General features: G+C 25.9%; 13 protein-coding genes. 5 read left to right on the top strand and 8 right to left on the bottom strand.

Going from position 1 to position 18,464, the window contains the following annotated elements:
• The 3 genes from ACTP5B_RS01625 to ACTP5B_RS01615 all read right to left on the bottom strand — a co-directional run.
• The coding region (locus tag ACTP5B_RS01625) for a 2-oxo acid dehydrogenase subunit E2 (RefSeq protein ID WP_464829398.1) at positions 1 to 1,018 on the bottom strand (1,018 nt) is incomplete at its 3' end.
• A 12-nt stretch (positions 1,019 to 1,030) separates the two neighbouring features.
• Complete coding sequence (gene aceE / locus ACTP5B_RS01620; RefSeq protein WP_464829396.1) at positions 1,031 to 3,697, bottom strand: pyruvate dehydrogenase (acetyl-transferring), homodimeric type; 2,667 nt, start codon at positions 3,695 to 3,697, stop codon at positions 1,031 to 1,033.
• Between the two features lie 230 nt (positions 3,698 to 3,927).
• Positions 3,928 to 4,977, bottom strand: coding sequence for a GMP reductase (locus ACTP5B_RS01615; protein ID WP_464829395.1), 1,050 nt, complete (start codon positions 4,975 to 4,977; stop codon positions 3,928 to 3,930).
• Positions 4,978 to 5,031: 54 nt separating this feature from the next.
• Here ACTP5B_RS01615 and coaE point away from each other — a divergent pair, with 54 nt between their 5' ends.
• On the top strand, positions 5,032 to 5,682 hold the full coding sequence (coaE, locus tag ACTP5B_RS01610) for a dephospho-CoA kinase (RefSeq protein ID WP_464829426.1): 651 nt from the start codon (positions 5,032 to 5,034) through the stop codon (positions 5,680 to 5,682).
• A gap of 96 nt (positions 5,683 to 5,778) precedes the next feature.
• On the opposite strand, the gene ACTP5B_RS01605 is transcribed toward coaE, so the two are convergent.
• The 4 genes from ACTP5B_RS01605 to truA form a co-directional block, all read right to left on the bottom strand.
• Positions 5,779 to 6,156, bottom strand: coding sequence for an NUDIX domain-containing protein (locus tag ACTP5B_RS01605; protein ID WP_464829393.1), 378 nt, complete (start codon positions 6,154 to 6,156; stop codon positions 5,779 to 5,781).
• Positions 6,157 to 6,227: 71 nt separating this feature from the next.
• The gene (gene secA / locus ACTP5B_RS01600; protein WP_464829392.1) at positions 6,228 to 8,852 is read right to left on the bottom strand and encodes a preprotein translocase subunit SecA; all 2,625 of its coding nucleotides are present in this window, start codon (positions 8,850 to 8,852) and stop codon (positions 6,228 to 6,230) included.
• Positions 8,853 to 9,074: 222 nt separating this feature from the next.
• Complete coding sequence (gene mrcB / locus ACTP5B_RS01595) at positions 9,075 to 11,363, bottom strand: penicillin-binding protein 1B (RefSeq protein ID WP_464829390.1); 2,289 nt, start codon at positions 11,361 to 11,363, stop codon at positions 9,075 to 9,077.
• Between the two features lie 59 nt (positions 11,364 to 11,422).
• Positions 11,423 to 12,235 carry a tRNA pseudouridine(38-40) synthase TruA gene (gene truA, locus ACTP5B_RS01590; RefSeq protein WP_464829389.1) on the bottom strand — a complete coding sequence of 271 codons (813 nt, stop codon included), beginning with the start codon at positions 12,233 to 12,235 and terminating at the stop codon, positions 11,423 to 11,425.
• A gap of 350 nt (positions 12,236 to 12,585) precedes the next feature.
• Between truA and dksA the strand changes: the two genes are divergently transcribed.
• From dksA to panC, 3 genes are all read left to right on the top strand, one after another.
• On the top strand, positions 12,586 to 13,041 hold the full coding sequence (dksA, locus tag ACTP5B_RS01585; protein ID WP_464829387.1) for an RNA polymerase-binding protein DksA: 456 nt from the start codon (positions 12,586 to 12,588) through the stop codon (positions 13,039 to 13,041).
• A gap of 101 nt (positions 13,042 to 13,142) precedes the next feature.
• The gene (gene panB, locus ACTP5B_RS01580) at positions 13,143 to 13,934 is read left to right on the top strand and encodes a 3-methyl-2-oxobutanoate hydroxymethyltransferase (RefSeq protein WP_464829386.1); all 792 of its coding nucleotides are present in this window, start codon (positions 13,143 to 13,145) and stop codon (positions 13,932 to 13,934) included.
• A gap of 15 nt (positions 13,935 to 13,949) precedes the next feature.
• Complete coding sequence (panC, locus tag ACTP5B_RS01575) at positions 13,950 to 14,798, top strand: pantoate--beta-alanine ligase (RefSeq protein ID WP_464829384.1); 849 nt, start codon at positions 13,950 to 13,952, stop codon at positions 14,796 to 14,798.
• A 29-nt stretch (positions 14,799 to 14,827) separates the two neighbouring features.
• Here panC and hpt read toward each other — a convergent pair whose 3' ends face one another.
• The gene (gene hpt, locus ACTP5B_RS01570) at positions 14,828 to 15,364 is read right to left on the bottom strand and encodes a hypoxanthine phosphoribosyltransferase (protein ID WP_464829383.1); all 537 of its coding nucleotides are present in this window, start codon (positions 15,362 to 15,364) and stop codon (positions 14,828 to 14,830) included.
• A 642-nt stretch (positions 15,365 to 16,006) separates the two neighbouring features.
• Between hpt and thrA the strand changes: the two genes are divergently transcribed.
• A complete protein-coding gene (gene thrA, locus ACTP5B_RS01565; protein WP_464829382.1) occupies positions 16,007 to 18,457 on the top strand; it encodes a bifunctional aspartate kinase/homoserine dehydrogenase I in 2,451 nt (816 codons plus the stop codon).
• Positions 18,458 to 18,464: the final 7 nt, after the last annotated feature.

The raw sequence follows: 18,464 nt of genomic DNA, 5'->3' as shown, positions 1-18,464 counted from the left end.
GTGCATTAATAATGGGAGAAAACCAACCACCTCCAATCCCCCCTAAATTAGATATAGTAAAACATCCTCCAGTCATATCTGAAACATTTAACTCTTTTTTATGCGCTTTTTCTGATAATGATATTAATTCATAAGATAATTGTTCAACATTTTTTTTATTGACATCTTTTAATACAGGAACAAATAAATCATTCTTTACGTCTATAGCGATTCCAATATTAATATATTTTTTTAAAACAATTTTTTTATTATTAGAAGTAAAAGAACTATTAAATATAGGAAATTTTTCTAATGCATACGCGACTACTTTAATTATAAAAACTAATATTGTAATATTATTATTTATTTTTTTTTGATTTTTATTTTCGTTATTATATTTTTTTCGAAATTTTTCTAAATCGCTAATATTAACTTCATTAAACTGTGTAACATGAGGTATGTTAATCCAATTCTGATGCAAATTGTAACCAATTTTTTTCTGCATGCTACTTAATTCAAATTCTTCTTTTTCTAATTGATTGTAATTATTGACATCAGTTATTTTTTTTTCCTTTAAAATATTATTCTCAAGATTTTTTTGATATAATTCTATATCTTCTTTTAAAATACGATTTTTAGGACCAGTACCAACAATATCAAATAAATTAATATTTAAATTTCGTGCTAAACGTCTTATCACTGGAGTAGCATGAGAAAAATTCTCTTTTTTTATTTTTTTTTTAAATTCAAGACTAATATCTTTGTCTAAACAATATTCTTTTTTTTGTTTAACATCACAGTTGATGTCATCAACTTGACACATCATTATCAGAGAATTAGTTTTAATTTTTTCGCCAATTTTTATATAAATTTTTTTTACAAAACCTGATATGGGTGATGGTATTTCCATAGAAGTTTTATCTCCTTCTACAGTTATTAATCCTTGTTCTAATTCTATTTTTTCATCTGTATTAACTAATATTTCAATCACCTCTGCTTCATCTAAACCAATATCAGGCATTTTTACTTCTATATCCACTGTTTTTACCTCTCAAGCTAAACGCGGATTAATTTTATAAGTATTAATCTCAAATTTAACAATTGCATCTTCTACCACTTTTTTGTCAATATAATTTATATTAGATAATAAATTTAAAGCAGCTATCACAATGTAATAAGCATTTACTTCGAAATGATCACGTAACTTATCTCGACTATCTGAACGACCGAAACCATCAGTTCCTAATACATGATATTCTTTTGAAGGAATATAATTGCGAATTTGCTCAGCAAATAATTTCATATAATCAGTAGCTGCAACAGTAGGATTGTTATTCATAACTTTTTTAACATATGCTATTTTATTTTTTTTATTAGGATGCAACATATTCCATCGTTCACAATCTTGACCATTTCTAGCCAACTCTGTAAAAGAAGTAACACTGTATATATCTGTAGTAATAGAATAGTCTTTTAATAAAATTTCTGCAGCTTCGCAGACAGAACGCAAAATAGCACCAGAACCCATCAACTGTACTTTTAATTTAGTATTACCATGCAAAGTTTTTAATTTGTAAATTCCTTTACAAATACCTTCTTCTACACCTGTAGGCATAGAAGGCATGTAATAATTTTCATTAATTGTAGTAATATAATAATATATATTTTCTTGAGAGGGGCCATACATACGTCTTAATCCATCTTGTATAATTACAGCAACTTCGTAAGCGAAAGAAGGATCGTAAGATACACAATTAGGAATAGTTAGAGATTGTATATGACTATGTCCATCTTCATGTTGCAAGCCTTCGCCATTTAAAGTTGTTCTCCCTGAAGTTCCACCAATCAAAAATCCTCTTGCTTGTTGATCTCCAGCTGCCCAAAACAAATCCCCTATTCTTTGAAAACCAAATATTGAATAATAAATATAAAAGGGAATCATAGGAAAATCATTAGTGCTATACGAAGTAGCAGCAGCTAACCAAGATGAAGCCGCACCTAATTCATTTATTCCTTCTTGTAATATTTGACCTTTTTTTTCTTCTTTATAATATGCTAACAGTTCTCTATCTTGAGGAATGTACTTTTGACCATTAGAACTATAAATGCCAATTTTACGAAATAATCCTTCCATTCCAAAAGTTCTTGCTTCATCAGCAATAATTGGAACTATTAATTTTTTTATGGAATTATTTTTTAAAATTATATTTAAAACACGTATAAAAGCTATAGTTGTAGAAATCTCTTTCTTTTGTTCTTCTAACAACGATTGAAAATCTATTAAATCTGGTAAAATTAATTGATTAGTAAAACGAGACAAACGAAAAGGAATATAACCACCCAGCTTTTTTCGTTGTGAATGAATGTAACAATATTCTTCAGAATCTTTTTTGAAAGTCATGTATGGTAATTTTTTTATATCATCATTTGATACAGGAATATTAAAACGATCTCGAATATGCATTATTCCATTAATATCCATTTTTTTTATTTGATGAGCAATATTTTTACCTTCTGCAGTTACACCCATTCCGTATCCTTTGACAGTATGTGCTAAAATAACTGTTGGTTTATATTTTGTTTCTTTTGCTTTTTTTAAAGCATTAAACATTTTTTTTGGATCATGCCCTCCTCTATTCAACTTCCATATTTCTTCATCGGTCATATCTTTAACTAATTCATATGTTTCTTTATATTTTCCAAAAAAATATTTTCGAACATACGCACCATCTTTAGATTTAAGGGTTTGATAGTCTCCGTCAATTGTTTCATTCATTAATTGAATTAATTTGCCAGTGGTATCTTTTTTTAGCAAACAATCCCATCTGCTTCCCCATATGACTTTTATGACTTTCCATCCTGCACCATAAAAAAAACTTTCTAATTCGTTTACAATCTTTCCATTTCCTACTACTGGACCATCTAATCTTTGCAAATTACAGTTAATAATAAATATTAAATTATCTAATTTTTCGCGAACAGCTATAGAAATAGCTCCTTTAGATTCCGGTTCGTCCATTTCACCATCACCTAAAAAAGCATAAACTATTTGTTTTGAAGTATTTTTTAATTCTCGATTTTGTAAATATTTTAAAAATTTTGCTTGATAAATAGCACAAATGGGTCCTAGACCCATAGACACTGTGGGAAATTGCCAGAAATTAGGCATTAATTTAGGATGAGGATAAGAAGATAGACCTATTCCATCAACTTCTTGTCTGAAATTATTAATTTGTTCTTCTGATAAACGTCCTTCTAAAAAAGAACGAGCATAAATACCTGGAGAAATATGACCTTGAAAATAAACTAAATCACCTCCATCCTTATCGTTTTTAGCACGAAAAAAATGATTAAAGCAAACTTCGTATATTGTAGCAGAAGACTGAAAAGATGATAAATGACCACCTAAATCTAAATTTTTTTGTGATGCACGTAATACCATCATAATAGCATTCCAACGGATTGCTGAACGAATGCGTTTTTCTAAAATTAGATTTCCTGGATATTCACATTCATCTTCACTACAAATAGTATTAATATAATTACTAGTGAAAAAACAACTAAAAAATTCTACTCTATTAATTTTAGATTTTTTTAAAACTTGTTCAATTAAAAAATGAGCTCTTTTACGACCTTCTTGACGAATAACAGACTCAATAGCTTGCACCCAATCATTAGTTTCAATTGGATCCACGTCATTATATAAACGTTCTGACATGGTATAAATTCCTTATACATTATATATGTATTTTACGATTAAATTAAAATTTAATCCAAAAAATTATTATAACTAATTTTTTTTTAATGAAAATTTTATTTTTACATACTATTATCTAAATAAAAAATTAATCACAAATATCTTAAAAAAAATCAATAAAATTAAATATATATAAATATAATTAATTTTATTGATTTTATAATATAATAAATTTTGAAATTAATATTATGTTACTCTTTGAAAATGTTAAAAACGCAATTTTCTTGCTCAGTTACTCGTATAAATGTAGTTCTTTTTGTTAATTCTTTTAATTTTTCTGCACCTACATAAGTACAAGAAGAACGCAATCCTCCTAGAATATCACGTATAGTGCCGTCCACACTTCCACGAAAAGGTATTTTAACTGTCTTTCCTTCAGAAGCACGATATCCAGCAATTTTCCCAGTATAACGTTTCATTGCAGAAATAGAACTCATGCCATAAAATATCATATATTTTTTTGATTTTTCTTTGATTACATCTCCCGCACATTCTGTATGACCTGAAAGCATACCACCTAACATAACAAAATCTGCGCCCCCTCCAAAAGCTTTTGCAATATCCCCAGAAACAGTACATCCTCCATCGCTAATAATTTGCCCATTCAAACCATGTGCTGCATCAGCACATTCTATGATGGCTGAAAGTTGAGGGTAACCAACTCCAGTTTTGACTCGTGTAGTACAAACTGAACCGGGACCAATGCCTACTTTAACTACATCTGCTCCAGAAAGTATTAATTCTTCGACCATCTCTCCCGTTACAACATTTCCAGCACAAATAATTTTGTCTGGAAAATAATCTCTTACTAATTTTAAAAAAGAAACAACATGTTCAGAATAACCATTTGCAATATCAATACAAATATATTTTATCTCGGAAGACAATAAAAAAATTTTTTTAATTTTTAAAAAGTCTGTTTCAGAAATCCCAATTGATACAATTACATTATTTAATATCTTTTTAGAAGCAGAATGAATAAAAATCTTCCATTCTTCAAAAGAATAATATTTATGTACTGCCGTTAATATGTTAAAATCAGACAAAGATCTTACCATTTCAAATGTACCTATAGTATCCATGTTCGCTGCGATAATAGGAATACCAGACCAAATACTAGAAGAATATTTGAAAGAAAAACAACGCATAAGATCAACTTGAGCACGACTTTTTAGTATAGAACGTTTAGGTCTAATTAATACATCTTTAAAACCTAATTTAACATCTTCTTCAATTCTCATAAAATTATTATCCTAATTTAAAAATAAATACTAATAATAAAAATTTAAAATATGATGACTTATATTGTAGCGCTTACTGGGGGTATTGGTAGTGGAAAAACTACTGTTTCCAATAACTTCAAAAAAATCGGTATCAATGTTATTGATGCAGACGTTATTGCAAAAGATATTATAGAATATAATTTAAATGTATCATTTGCTATCAAAAAAAAATTTGGGAAAAAAATATTAAATTTAGATAATTCAATTAATCGATTTTTACTTAGAAAATATATCTTCCAGAACAATAACAATCGTTTCTGGTTAGAAAATCTATTACATCCTAAAATTTATAAAGAAACTAAAAATCAAATAAAAATTATAAAATCAAATTGGTGCCTATGGGTAGTACCTCTACTAATTGAAAAAAAATTAGAGAAAAAAGCTGATCGGATTCTTTTAGTTGATATACCAATACGAAAACAAATAACACGCATAATGCAAAGAGATAAAATCAGTCTTATAGAAGCTAAAAAAATCATTGCATTACAAGCTACTAGAAAAACAAAAATTTCTTTATCAGATGATATTATTTCAAATATAAAAAATATTGAAAAAATAAATACCTATGTTTTTTATCTCAATAAACTTTATTCATATTTATCAGAAAAAAATAACAAAAAAATAACGGAAATTAAAAAAAACTATTTAACAAAATTCTACTAACATATAAAAATTTTTTTAAAATTTTTGTGTTTAAATAATTCTTTCACAAATAATTCTTTCAATGTAAAGATTACTTTATAATAAAAAATTAAAACTTTAGTATTTATTTTTAAGAGAAGTTATAATATTGTAATTTGCAATTGGAAAATCAAAATATCTCAAATTATATAAATATTTCCAATCATAAGAATATCCTTCGATGCTATAGGGTTCACCTTTCCATTTTTTGATTAAAAAAAAATATAATTTTGTTTTTTTTAAATGAATGTATTCTACATATTGAAAAAAACTCACTTCTAATATGACAATTCCAACTTCTTCGAATAACTCTCTTTTTAATGCATGTACTATATTTTCATGTTTTTTTATTTTTCCACCTGGAAATTCCCATAAATTTTCTTTATATTTCCCTCTTGACACATAAACTTTTTTTTTATTTATAATAATTCCAATTGCTGCTTCTATATAATGCATTGGATATGTCCTTAATATGTCTTTATGTCTTCATATCCATAATAAAAAATATGTTATTTTATAAAAAAACCTTAAAAGCTCCCATGACAATACTTGTATTTTTTTCCTGACCCACATATACAAAGTTTATTTCGACTGATTTTAGTGTTATTAGGATCTACTCTTAAGTGTTTATTTAATTCTATGTATTTTTTTGCATAAGATAAATTAATTTTACTAAGAAATGATACTACTTCATATTTTAACAATTCTAACATGCTAGAAAACATATTAAAAGATTCTCTTTTGTATTCTTGTTTAGGATCTTTTTGAGCATAACCACGTAAATGAATACCTTGTCTCAAATAATCAATAGCTGATAAATGTTCCTTCCACAGAGAATCTAATGTTTGCAACATAATAATTTTTTCTATTGTTCGCATATTGTTTTGACCAATTAATTTTTCTTTATTTTCATAATTAATTTTTGCAAAATCTATTATTTTTTTTGCAATTTTTTCATTTGTTAAATTAGGATCTATAGTTACCCAGTCTGATATTGGAACATTCAAATGAAAATCAGTATTTAACTTATTTTCTAAATCAACAATATTCCATTTATCTTTTATTACATTCTTAGGTATATATAAAATAATATTTTTATTTAAAACATCTTGAAAAATATCAAAAATCATTAATTTTATATCTTTTGCATCAATTAATTTATTGCGTTGAGAATAAATTGCACTACGCTGTTCATTAATAACATCATCATATTCTAAAAGTTGTTTTCTGATATCAAAATTTCTATTTTCTACTTTTTTTTGAGCATTTTCTATAGCTTTAGTTACCCAAGGATGCTCAATAGCTTCATTAGAAGATAATCCTAATTTTCTCATCATATAAACAATTTTATCAGATGCAAAAATACGCATCAATGAATCTTCCATAGAAAGATAAAAACGTGAAGAACCACTGTCTCCTTGACGACCAGAACGACCTCTCAATTGATTATCGATCCGACGGGATTCATGACGTTCGGTACCAATGATATGAAGTCCTCCAGCAGAAACAACTAAATCATGTTCTTTTTTCCATCTTTTATTAATTTCTTCAAGTTGATTTGAATCGATATTCGGGTGTTTATTTAACTCTGCTTCTAAATTACCACCAAGAACTATATCTGTACCTCTACCAGCCATATTAGTGGCAATTGTAATGGATCCAGATTTTCCTGCTTGAGCAATAATTTCAGCTTCTTTAGCATGAAACTTCGCATTTAAAACATTATGTTTAATATTTAATTTGTACAACTCTTGAGAAATGATTTCTGATTTCTCAATAGAAACTGTACCAACTAAAACGGGTTTATTTAATTTTATACATTCTTGTATATCTTTAATAATAGCATTAATTTTTTCTTTTTGAGTAAGATAGACTAAGTCAGGCAAGTCCTTACGGATCATTTTTCTATTTGTTGGAATTACAATAGTATCAAGATTATAAATAGAACTAAATTCAAAAGATTCAGTTTCAGCAGTACCTGTCATACCAGATATTTTTTTGTATAACCGAAAATAATTTTGAAAAGTAATAGATGCTAGAGTTTGGTTTTCATTTTTTATGAAAACATTTTCTTTTGCTTCTATTGCTTGATGTAATCCATCCGACCATCTTCTTCCTGGCATAGTACGACCCGTATGTTCATCTACAATAATGACACTATTATCTTTTACAAGATAATCAACATCGCGAATGAACAATTTATGAGCCCGAAGCGCAGATAAAACATGATGCATTAATATTATATTGTTTGAAGAATATAGTGACTCACCTTCATTCATTAATTTCTTATTAAATAATATTTTTTCAATTTTAATTAACCCTCTTTCTGTTAAATATATTTGTTTAGATTTTTCATCAATAGAAAAATGTCCTGTTCCTTGGAAAACATCTGAATCTTCTTTTTTTTGGGAAATTAAAAGGGGAACAATATTATTAATTTCTTTGTATAGTTCAGAACTATCTTCTGATGGTCCTGAAATAATTAAAGGTGTTCTAGCTTCATCGATTAAAATTGAATCTACTTCGTCTACTAATGCATAATTTAATTCTCTTTGGACTCTTTCCTCAGAAGAAAAAACCATATTATCACGCAAATAATCAAAACCATATTCGTTATTTGTACCATAAGTAATATCAGATAAATAAGCTTTTTTTTTAGATGAAAAAGACATTTCGGACAAATTCAAACCCACTGTTAAGCCAAGAAATTTAAATAATAAAGTATTTTTCTCAGCATCTCTTTGAGCTAAATAATCGTTCATGGTTACTATATGTACACCTTTTCCACTTAATGCATTCAAATACGCTGGCAAAGTCGATGTTAAAGTTTTTCCTTCACCTGTTCTCATTTCAGCAATGCATTGTTGATGTAAAACAATTCCACCAAGTATTTGCACATCAAAATGACGCATACTAAAGACACGTTTGCTGGCTTCTCGCACTGTTGCAAAAGCTTCTGGTAATATATCATCTAACGTTTCACCATTACTTAATCTTAACTGAAACAGTTTTGTTTGTTCTTTTAATTTTTTATCTGATAAACTCTCAAAATTTTTTTCTAATTTATTAATAGATAAAACTATTTTTTTAAACTTTTTTAAAATACGATCGTTGCGATTACTAAATATTTTATTTAAAAATTTAATTAACATACTATAAATTCTCATATTTAAAATTTTTTAATCAAAAAAAAATAAAAATTTTTTATTGTTTTAAAATTCACTTAATCAATTATTTAAATTTAATTTATATAAAACATAATCAAAAATCTGATTAAAAAATATTTTTAAATTCATTTAAATAACAATATAAAATTAAAAAAATCATCTTTTAATAAAAAATAAAATTGCACTTTCTTGAATATAAAATTTATATTATTTAAAAAAATTTTTTAAAGAGAATAAAAAATTCTTTGTTTTCTTTATCAGAGAATATCTTGATAATATGTCACTATTACAATTTTTTTTATTTTTTACCAACCATATTGGTAGACTTCGATTATGTTTATCATTTTTTTCACAAAATAATTGTCCTGAATTATTAACATAAAACATATTAACATTTTTTGGAGGTTTTAATATTAGTGGTATTGGATGTTGATATTGCAGATATCTTCTATAAATTTGCATTGCTCCGGAAGCGCTATATAGTTTTGTTGTTTGATTATTATCTCTTCCTATCCAAGTAATTGCAATTTGTTTTCCATCAATACCTACAAACCAATTATCAACTAAATTATTTGTAGTACCAGTTTTTCCTGCTAAAGAAAATTCTTTAAACATTGTTCCTAAGGACTTTGCAGTTCCGCTATTAACTACTTGTTGCATAGCATATAATGTTAAATAAGAAGCTTCAGAAGATTCTATATGTTTCGATTGAGGTAAAGATTGATAAAATACTTTTCCATTATCAGAAATAATTGATCTAACTGATGATAATAATGACTTATCACCACCACTTGCAATTATCTGAAAGACTTGTGCTATTTCAATAGGTGTTAAATTAATAGCTCCTAAAGATATTGACGGTAAGGGAGTAATTTGATTTTTAGAAATACCCAAATGCAACCAACTATCAACTAGTTTTTTTAAACCTATATCGATACTAAGATTGACTGTAGGAATATTAATCGAATTAATTAAAGCGTCTAATAACATCACCTTTCCACTAAAAGAAAAATTATTATTTTTTGGTGTCCAATATTTACCATTATTTAATTTAATTGAAAGAGGCCGATCAGAAATCCAAGTATTCAAATTATATTTTTTAGGTTCTGATAAAGCAGTTAAATATGTTATTGGTTTAGATAAAGATCCAATAGCACGACGAGCTTGCAAGGCACGATTATAACCATTAAAATCAGGATTAGAACTGCCAATCAGCGCCTGTATTTCTCCAGTAAATCTATCTATTACTATCATGGCCACTTCTAGATCTTTCAGTTTTTTTTTATCTTTTAATATAGGAATTTCTATTTTAATAGATTTTTCCACCGCCTTTTGTGAAACAGGATCAAGAGTTGTAAATATTTTGATTCCAGAGAAATTTTCGATTGGATTTTTTATTTTATTTCTAAACTCTTTATATACAAGTTGCATAAAATAAGGATGAGGTGAAATCATATTTCCTTTAGATTGAACATTTAAAGATCGTTTACATAAATCTTTATAAATTTTTTTTGTAATATATTTCTGTTGATACAATGAAAACAAAACCAAGTTTCTTCTTTTTAATGCGGATTCAGGATGACTCCAGGGATTGTATAAAGACGCCCCTTTTACCATTCCAACTAACAAAGCATATTGTTCTAAAGTTAATTCATCTATTGGTCTGCCAAAATAATAAATACTGGCGAGAGGAAAACCTCGAATTTGTTCATCACCGTCTTGTCCTAAATAAACTTCATTTAAATATAATTCTAAAATTCGATCTTTTGAGTAAAAACCATCTAAAATTAAAGCCATATACATTTCGTTTATTTTTCTCAGAATTGAACGATCATTTGTCAAAAAAAGATTTTTTATCAGTTGCTGAGTAAGAGTGCTTCCTCCTTGTATTGTACGACCAGCCATTATGTTTACTAAAAACGCACGACCTATAGAAGATAGATGAATTCCATCATGCTGATAAAAATATTTATCTTCGATTGCCAGCAATGTTTTAACTAACATTTCTGGATATTTATAACGAGGAATAAATATACGTTTCTTTTTTTCAGGTGATTTTAACATGCTGATTAATTTAGGTTCTAAACGAAAAAAACTAAAATTACGATTATTTTCAATATTTTTTACTTCTTCTAAAACATTTTTTTTAAAAGATAATCGTGTATGAAATTCACCTTCTTGAATATCAGGAAAATCAAAAGAACGCCGTATAAATTCTATAGTATTGTCTTTTATACTATATTCTCCAGGTAACATAACTAAATTTACTTTTCTATACATGGTACTTTCTAAAAAATTTAATATATCTTTCTGAGAATATAAATTACCTGGTTCTAGATTTATGATGCGCCCATATATTGAGTTAGGAAAATTCCACACTTTTCCCTTAATTGAATTCTCTATCTTAATATATAAATACAATCCGTAAAAAATAATTAAAATGAACATCAATAAAAATATTTTTATCAAAATTTTTCTTTTTTTATATTCATGCACTTTAATAATTCCTTTGAATTTTATTCAAAAATTTTTATTGGAATGAATAAACTAATAATTTAATGTTGTTTATTTAAAAAAAATATAGAATTATATGCTGATTGGGGCAACTTAAAATGCAAAGGATATTCCACATATGTTAAATACAAACCTTTAGCAGGTGCAGTATCTCCTGCATATTTTCTATCTTTTTTTTGTAATAACTCTTTTATCCAAAATTCTTTTTTTTTAGAAATACCAATTTCAATTAAAGAACCAACAATATTTCGAACCATATGATGTAAAAAAGAATTAGCTGTAATATCAATAAAAACTAAACTATTACAACGAAAAACATTTAATTTAGTAATTTTACGCCAAGGTGAATACGATTGACAATTAACTGCTCTAAAAGATGTAAAATCGTGTTCTCCTAATAAAAATTGAGATTCAGAATACATTTTATTTATATTTAATTTTTTATAGACATGATTTAAATTAGTTTGAAAAAGAGCGGAACGAATATAATAATTATATATTATATAACGATAAGAACGTGTTATAGCACTATAACGAGCATGAAAATTTTCTGGAACCTCTTTGACCCATATAATAGAAATTTTTTTTGATAAATAACGATTTGCTCCCAATAACCAAGAATGTTTTTTTCTCACGGCTGCAGTGCTGAAATGTATAACTTGTCCTATACTATGGACTCCTGCATCTGTGCGACCTGCGCATATAACATCTATCTTATGATTAGCAACTATAGATAAAGCTCGTTCTATTTCTGCTTGAATAGTAGGCAATTTTCTTTGACGCTGCCATCCATGATATAAACTTCCATCATATTCCACTCCTAAAGCAAATTTTTTGATATTTTTTAGTACCATTTTAAAAACATCCTATCATGAATATTTAAAAAAATAATAAACTTAAATTCTTATAAAAAATATATTTAATTATAGTTTATGTTAAAATATTTTATTATAATGATTTATTTAGTAAAAAATTATATATTTAATATTATATTAAAAATATTTTTTTAAAAATTATATAATTTTGACTTAAATTCTTTTCTTTTCATTAAAATATATAACATATCAAGAAGAAATATAAAATTAATACATCTTAAAAATAATTTCTAAATTTAACATCACAAAAAATAATACAAATCAATATTTGTATTAACAATTTTTCTTTATATTTAATATTTAATAAAAATATTATCTCGGAGCGAGTTATGGAAAAAGAAAAAAACAAAAAAACATCATCTTTGAACGTTCTTTCTATTGCAGGTTTGAAACCTTATCAAAAAAAAATAGATGAGCCATATATGAATGAGAATCAAATTTTACACTTTCATAAAATCCTTGAAACATGGAAGAATCAATTAAAAGATGAAATCAACCATACTCTGCTCTATATACAAGATAAAGCTACAAATTTTCCAGATCCTATTGACCGAGCTACACAAGAAGAAGAATTTAGTTTAAATTTACGAAATCGTGATCGCAGTCGAAAATTAATTAAAAAAATTGAAATTACTTTAAAAAAAATTAAAGAAAAAAATTTTGGTTACTGCAGTTCTTGTGGAATTGAAATTGGAATTCGTCGTTTAGAAGCTAGACCTACTGCTAATTTGTGTATTGATTGCAAAACATTAGCAGAAATTAGAGAAAAACAAATGACTGGTTAGTTTTGTAGGCTAAAAAATTTATGTCGGGATATTCAATTGATTCGAAAAATTAATTCGAATATCCTTTCTTAATTAAAAAATATTAAAATAATGGAGTCAATATGGAGTCTATTACAATTTCCCAATTAAAAGATTGGAAAAAAAATAAAAAAAAAATTGCAGCTATTACAGCTTATGACTTTAGCTTTGCTAAATTGTTTTCTAATCAAGGAATTCCAATTATACTAGTTGGTGATTCACTTGGAATGACTATACAAGGTCACACTTCTACATTACCGGTGACAATACAAGATATTCAATATCACACAAAAGCAGTTAGAAAGGGAGCTCCAAAAACTTTTGTTTTGTCTGATCTGCCTTTTATGTCTTATTATGAAATTAGAGCAGCACTTAAAAATACAGCCAAAATCATAAGATCTGGTGCAAATATGATAAAAATAGAGGGTGGAAAATGGTTGGCAAAAATTATTAAAGAGCTATCTGATAGATCAATATTAGTATGTGGTCATATTGGTTTAACACCTCAATCTTTTCATTATCTAGGTGGATATAAAATTCAAGGAAGAGAAAAAAAAGATGCAAATAAATTAATAGATGAAGCATTATTATTAGAAGAATCTGGAATTCAAATGCTTATAGTAGAATGCATTCCAGAAAAATTAGCAAAAACAATAACTAAAAATTTATCTATTCCAGTTATCGGAATAGGTTCAGGTAAATATACTGATGGACAAATCCTTGTGATGCATGACTTGTTAGGAATTACCGAAGGAAAAAAAATGAGTTTTACAAAAAATTTCCTTTCTGGAAGTTGCAGCATTCAAGAAGCAATTCAAAAATATATACATGAAGTTCAAAAAGGTATTTATCCTAGTGAAAAATATAGTTTTTAAAAATATGGAGTTAAAGTGTATATTGTAAAAAAAATAGAAACTTTATATAAAAAAATAATAGTTCTAAAAAAAACAAATAAAACAATAGGATTAGTCCCTACAATGGGTAATCTACATAATGGTCATATAAATTTAATATTATTAGCAAAAAAACATGCGGATATTGTTATAGTAAGCATTTTTATTAATCCAATGCAGTTTAATTGTTTATTAGATCTAAAAAATTATCCCCAAACCTTTATCGCGGATTGTAAAATACTAGAAAAACAAAATGTAGATATAGTGTTTGCCCCTGATGTAAAACAAATTTATCCTAATGGTATAAAAAATCAAACATTTGTCGAAGTGCCAAAATTATCTAAAATTTTAGAAGGTCAAGCACGACCAGGACATTTTAAAGGTGTTACAACAGTTATTTCTAAATTATTTAATTTTATACAACCAAACTTTGCTTTTTTTGGAGAAAAAGATTATCAACAATTATTAACAATAAAAATTCTTGTAAAAGAATTAAATTATATGATAAAGATAATCAGCTCACCTATAATACGACTTCCCAATGGTCTTGCACTCAGTTCAAGAAATAATAATTTAAATTCTGAAGAAAATAAAATAGCACCCTATTTATATAAAATTATAAAAGAAACATGTGAAAAAATTCAAAACGAAGATGATCATGCTCGAGAAAATATTATTGAATTAGCTAAAATTTGTCTTATTAAAAAAGGATTTTCTATTGATATATTTAATATATATGATTCTAAAACATTAAAATATCCATCCCAAAAAAATAGAAAATCTATTCTTCTCGCATCTGTATGGCTCGGAAAAACTCGTTTAATTGATAATAAAAAAATTTTTTAATAAATTTAAAAATTTTGATTTTTTCATTATTATTTTTTAAAAACCACTTTCCCTATATATGGTAAATAACGATAAGACTGATCATAATCAATACCATACCCTACTATAAAAAAATTTTCTAAAATAGAAAAACCGATGAAATCAACACCAATATTAACTTCACGACACTCTGGTTTATCCAAAAGAGTACAAATTGACAATGATTTCGGATTTCTAAGTTTCAAAATATCTAAAACTTTACTCAAAGTTTTTCCTGAGTCAATAATATCTTCTACAATTAGAACATTTTTATTATAAATATCTTCATCTAAATCTTTTATAATTTTCACATCTCCATTAGATAACATTCCTCGTCCATAACTAGAGGTTGTCATAAAATCTATTTCGTGTTTAATATGAATACTGCGACATAAATCTGCTATAAAAACAAAAGAACCTCTTAGTAATGCTATTAATATCATTTTACTTTTACTGTTTTTATACTTTTTTGTAATTTCCCGGCCTAATTCTCGGACACGGATATCAAGTTCTTTTTTAGTAATAATCACTTGAATAGTATGTTTCATAATATTAAATAAATAGTTAGTGTAAATTAAATTATATTGAAAGTTTAAAGTAATGCACTGAATATTTTATTAAAAAATATAATATATTAAGAAAATAAATTTTTAATGTACAATTAAAATTTAAATATTTGTTTTTTAAAATGTTGCGCTAATAATGATCACTATGTTATAAAAATTAAAACAATAAAAAAATATTTTCTATATAAATCAAAATATAGTTTATGTTATATTTTATATATAATTATAAAAATTATATTTTATGCAATAAAAATATTACGTTTTTAATGTAATATAGTTTTTTTTATTATTAAAGAAATAATTTTTTATTATATTATTTTGATAAATATAAACACATATTTAATTTATGATAAAATCAAAAAATACTGCTTTTACAGCATTCTAAATAAATAAAAATATTTTTCATAAACAATGTAAATTATATTAAAAGATATTATCTAATACAATTAATTAACACACTTTACGTATTCAAAAAAAAATATTAATATCTATTTATAGCCTCTTCACTAGAATAGCTGTTCTAATAATTATAACTAGTCATGGTGTAGGCTCAGATAATATTTAAAAACCTGCCCATACTAAGGGCAGGTTTTTTTATGATATAAATACAAGGAATTATCAAATATGAAATTGTTAAAATTTGGTGGCACTTCATTAGCTGACGCAAAAAAATTTTTATCTGTAGCTGATATTATAGAAGAAAATATTAAAACAGAACAAGTTGCAGTAGTTCTTTCAGCACCAGCAAAAATTACTAACTATTTGGTTAATATTGTAGAAAAAACAATTAAAAATAATCAAATTTTAGAAAAAATAGATCTTGCGGAAAATATATTTATTCAGTTAATAAATAATCTTTTAAAAATACAATCTAATTTCCCTTATCAAGAAACAGAAAAAATTATCAAATCTGAATTTAATAAACTCAAAAACATAATACATGGAATTATCTTATTAAAACAGTGTCCAGATAATATTCACGCTACTATAATTTCTCGTGGAGAAATACTTTCAGTTTTGATAATGAAAAATATATTACAATCCAAAAATTATAATGTAACTATTATTGACCCTGTTAAAAATCTTGTTTCTATAGGTAATAATTACTTAGATTCAACTATTGATATATCTAAATCAAAAAAACATATTCGTAATATAAATATTCAAAAAAATGATATTATTTTAATGGCTGGTTTTATCGCAGGCAATCAAGATAAAAATTTAGTAGTATTGGGTCGAAATGGTTCTGATTATTCTGCTGCAGTTTTAGCTGCATGTTTAGATGCAAATTGCTGTGAAATTTGGACGGATGTTGATGGAGTTTTCACCTCTGATCCAAGAAAAGTTCCAAATTCTTATTTATTAAAATCAATATCATACCAAGAAGCAATGGAATTATCTTATTTTGGGGCCAAGGTATTGCACCCTCGCACTATTGAACCAATTTCTCAATTTAAAATCCCATGTTTTATTAAAAATACCGCTAATATTAAATCTCCTGGAACTTTAATTTGTGAAAAAAATCATTCTGAAAAAGATTTTTTAAAAGGTGTTACTCATATTGATGATATAGCAATGTTTAACATATCCGGACCTAGCATAAAATATATAAGAAATATAATTTCACGTGTTTTTACTGTGATATCAAGAGAGAATATTAAAACATTCTTAATTACTCAATCATCTTCAGAATATAAAACAAATTTTTGTATTTTTGAATGTGACATTCAGAAAATTCTGTATTCTTTAAATAAAGAATTTCAACTAGAATTAAAAACTGGATTATTAAATCCATTTAATATAAAAAAAAATTTATCTATTCTCTCAGTAGTTGGATCAAACATTTATAAAAAATTCGACATTGCATCAAAAATATTTTCTACTTTAGGCGCTTCAAAAATTAATATCCTTGCAATTGCACAAGGCTCTTCAAAACATTCTATTTCACTTGTAATTGAAAAAAAACATATTTTAAAAGCCATTCAAAATGTTCATAATATGTTGTTTTGTAATAAAAAAATTATTCATGTTTTTTTAATCGGAATAGGTGGAATTGGTACTACATTACTGAACCAAATATTAAAACAAAAAGATTTTTTAAATAAAAAAAATATAGAAATTAAAGTTTGCACTATTGCAAATTCTAAAAAAATATTATTTTTAGACAACTCTTATAATTTATCTAATTGGGAAGATGATTTTAAAAAATCAACTAAAAAATTTAATTTAACACTCTTAAATAATTTAATAAAAAATAATAATTTTTCAAATGCAGTAATCGTAGATTGTACATCTGATCAATTCTTATCAGAACAATATGTCAACTTCATTTATAATGATTTTCATGTAGTAACTTCCAATAAAAAAGCAAATACTAGTGAATTGGATTACTATAAAAAAATAAGAAATGCTACTTCTAAAACAAATAAAAAATTTTTATATGAAACTAATGTTGGAGCAGGATTGCCAGTAATAGAAACTCTTCAAAATTTATTCAAAACAGGTGACAACTTAATTCGTTTCAAAGGTATATTATCTGGATCATTATCTTTTATTTTTGGAAAATTAGAAGAAGGCACTTTACTGTCAGAAGCCACTAAAGAAGCTAAAAAGTTAGGTTTCACTGAACCAAATCCATTAGATGATTTATCAGGTATAGATGTTGCAAGAAAATTACTAATTTTAGCCCGCGAATCCGGATATAATATAGAACTTAAAGATATTAAAATTGAACCTTTATTACCAGATTCCTTTAAAAAATATGAAGATGTTAATGAATTTCTATCAAAATTAAAAGAATTAGACGTATATTTCTTGGAAAAAATCAATCGAGCACGTAATGCAGGAAATGTACTGCGATTTGTTGCTACAATAGAAAAAGAAGAACAATTTTTTATAAAACTTGAAGAAGTTAACATTAATGATCCATTATATAAAGTAAAAAATGGTGAAAATGCACTAGCATTTTATACTAATTATTATCAACCCATTCCTCTAGTGCTTAGAGGTTATGGTGCTGGTAATAATGTTACAGCGTCTGGAGTATTTTCCGACTTACTGCGTACACTATCATAAACGTCAG

Source organism: Buchnera sp. (in: enterobacteria), from assembly GCF_056343165.1.
Note: the sequence above shows the minus strand (reverse complement) of the source record. Positions and strands in the feature narration are given on the sequence as shown.

Coding starts and splice junctions, on each gene's coding strand:
- dksA (WP_464829387.1), top strand. CDS start 12,586: ATGGAAAAAGAAAAAAACAAAAAAACATCATCTTTGAACGTTCTTTCT.
- ACTP5B_RS01605 (WP_464829393.1), bottom strand. CDS start 6,156: ATGCATTATATAGAAGCAGCAATTGGAATTATTATAAATAAAAAAAAA.
- aceE (WP_464829396.1), bottom strand. CDS start 3,697: ATGTCAGAACGTTTATATAATGACGTGGATCCAATTGAAACTAATGAT.
- panB (WP_464829386.1), top strand. CDS start 13,143: ATGGAGTCTATTACAATTTCCCAATTAAAAGATTGGAAAAAAAATAAA.
- ACTP5B_RS01615 (WP_464829395.1), bottom strand. CDS start 4,977: ATGAGAATTGAAGAAGATGTTAAATTAGGTTTTAAAGATGTATTAATT.
- thrA (WP_464829382.1), top strand. CDS start 16,007: ATGAAATTGTTAAAATTTGGTGGCACTTCATTAGCTGACGCAAAAAAA.
- secA (WP_464829392.1), bottom strand. CDS start 8,852: ATGTTAATTAAATTTTTAAATAAAATATTTAGTAATCGCAACGATCGT.
- truA (WP_464829389.1), bottom strand. CDS start 12,235: ATGGTACTAAAAAATATCAAAAAATTTGCTTTAGGAGTGGAATATGAT.
- coaE (WP_464829426.1), top strand. CDS start 5,032: ATGACTTATATTGTAGCGCTTACTGGGGGTATTGGTAGTGGAAAAACT.
- hpt (WP_464829383.1), bottom strand. CDS start 15,364: ATGAAACATACTATTCAAGTGATTATTACTAAAAAAGAACTTGATATC.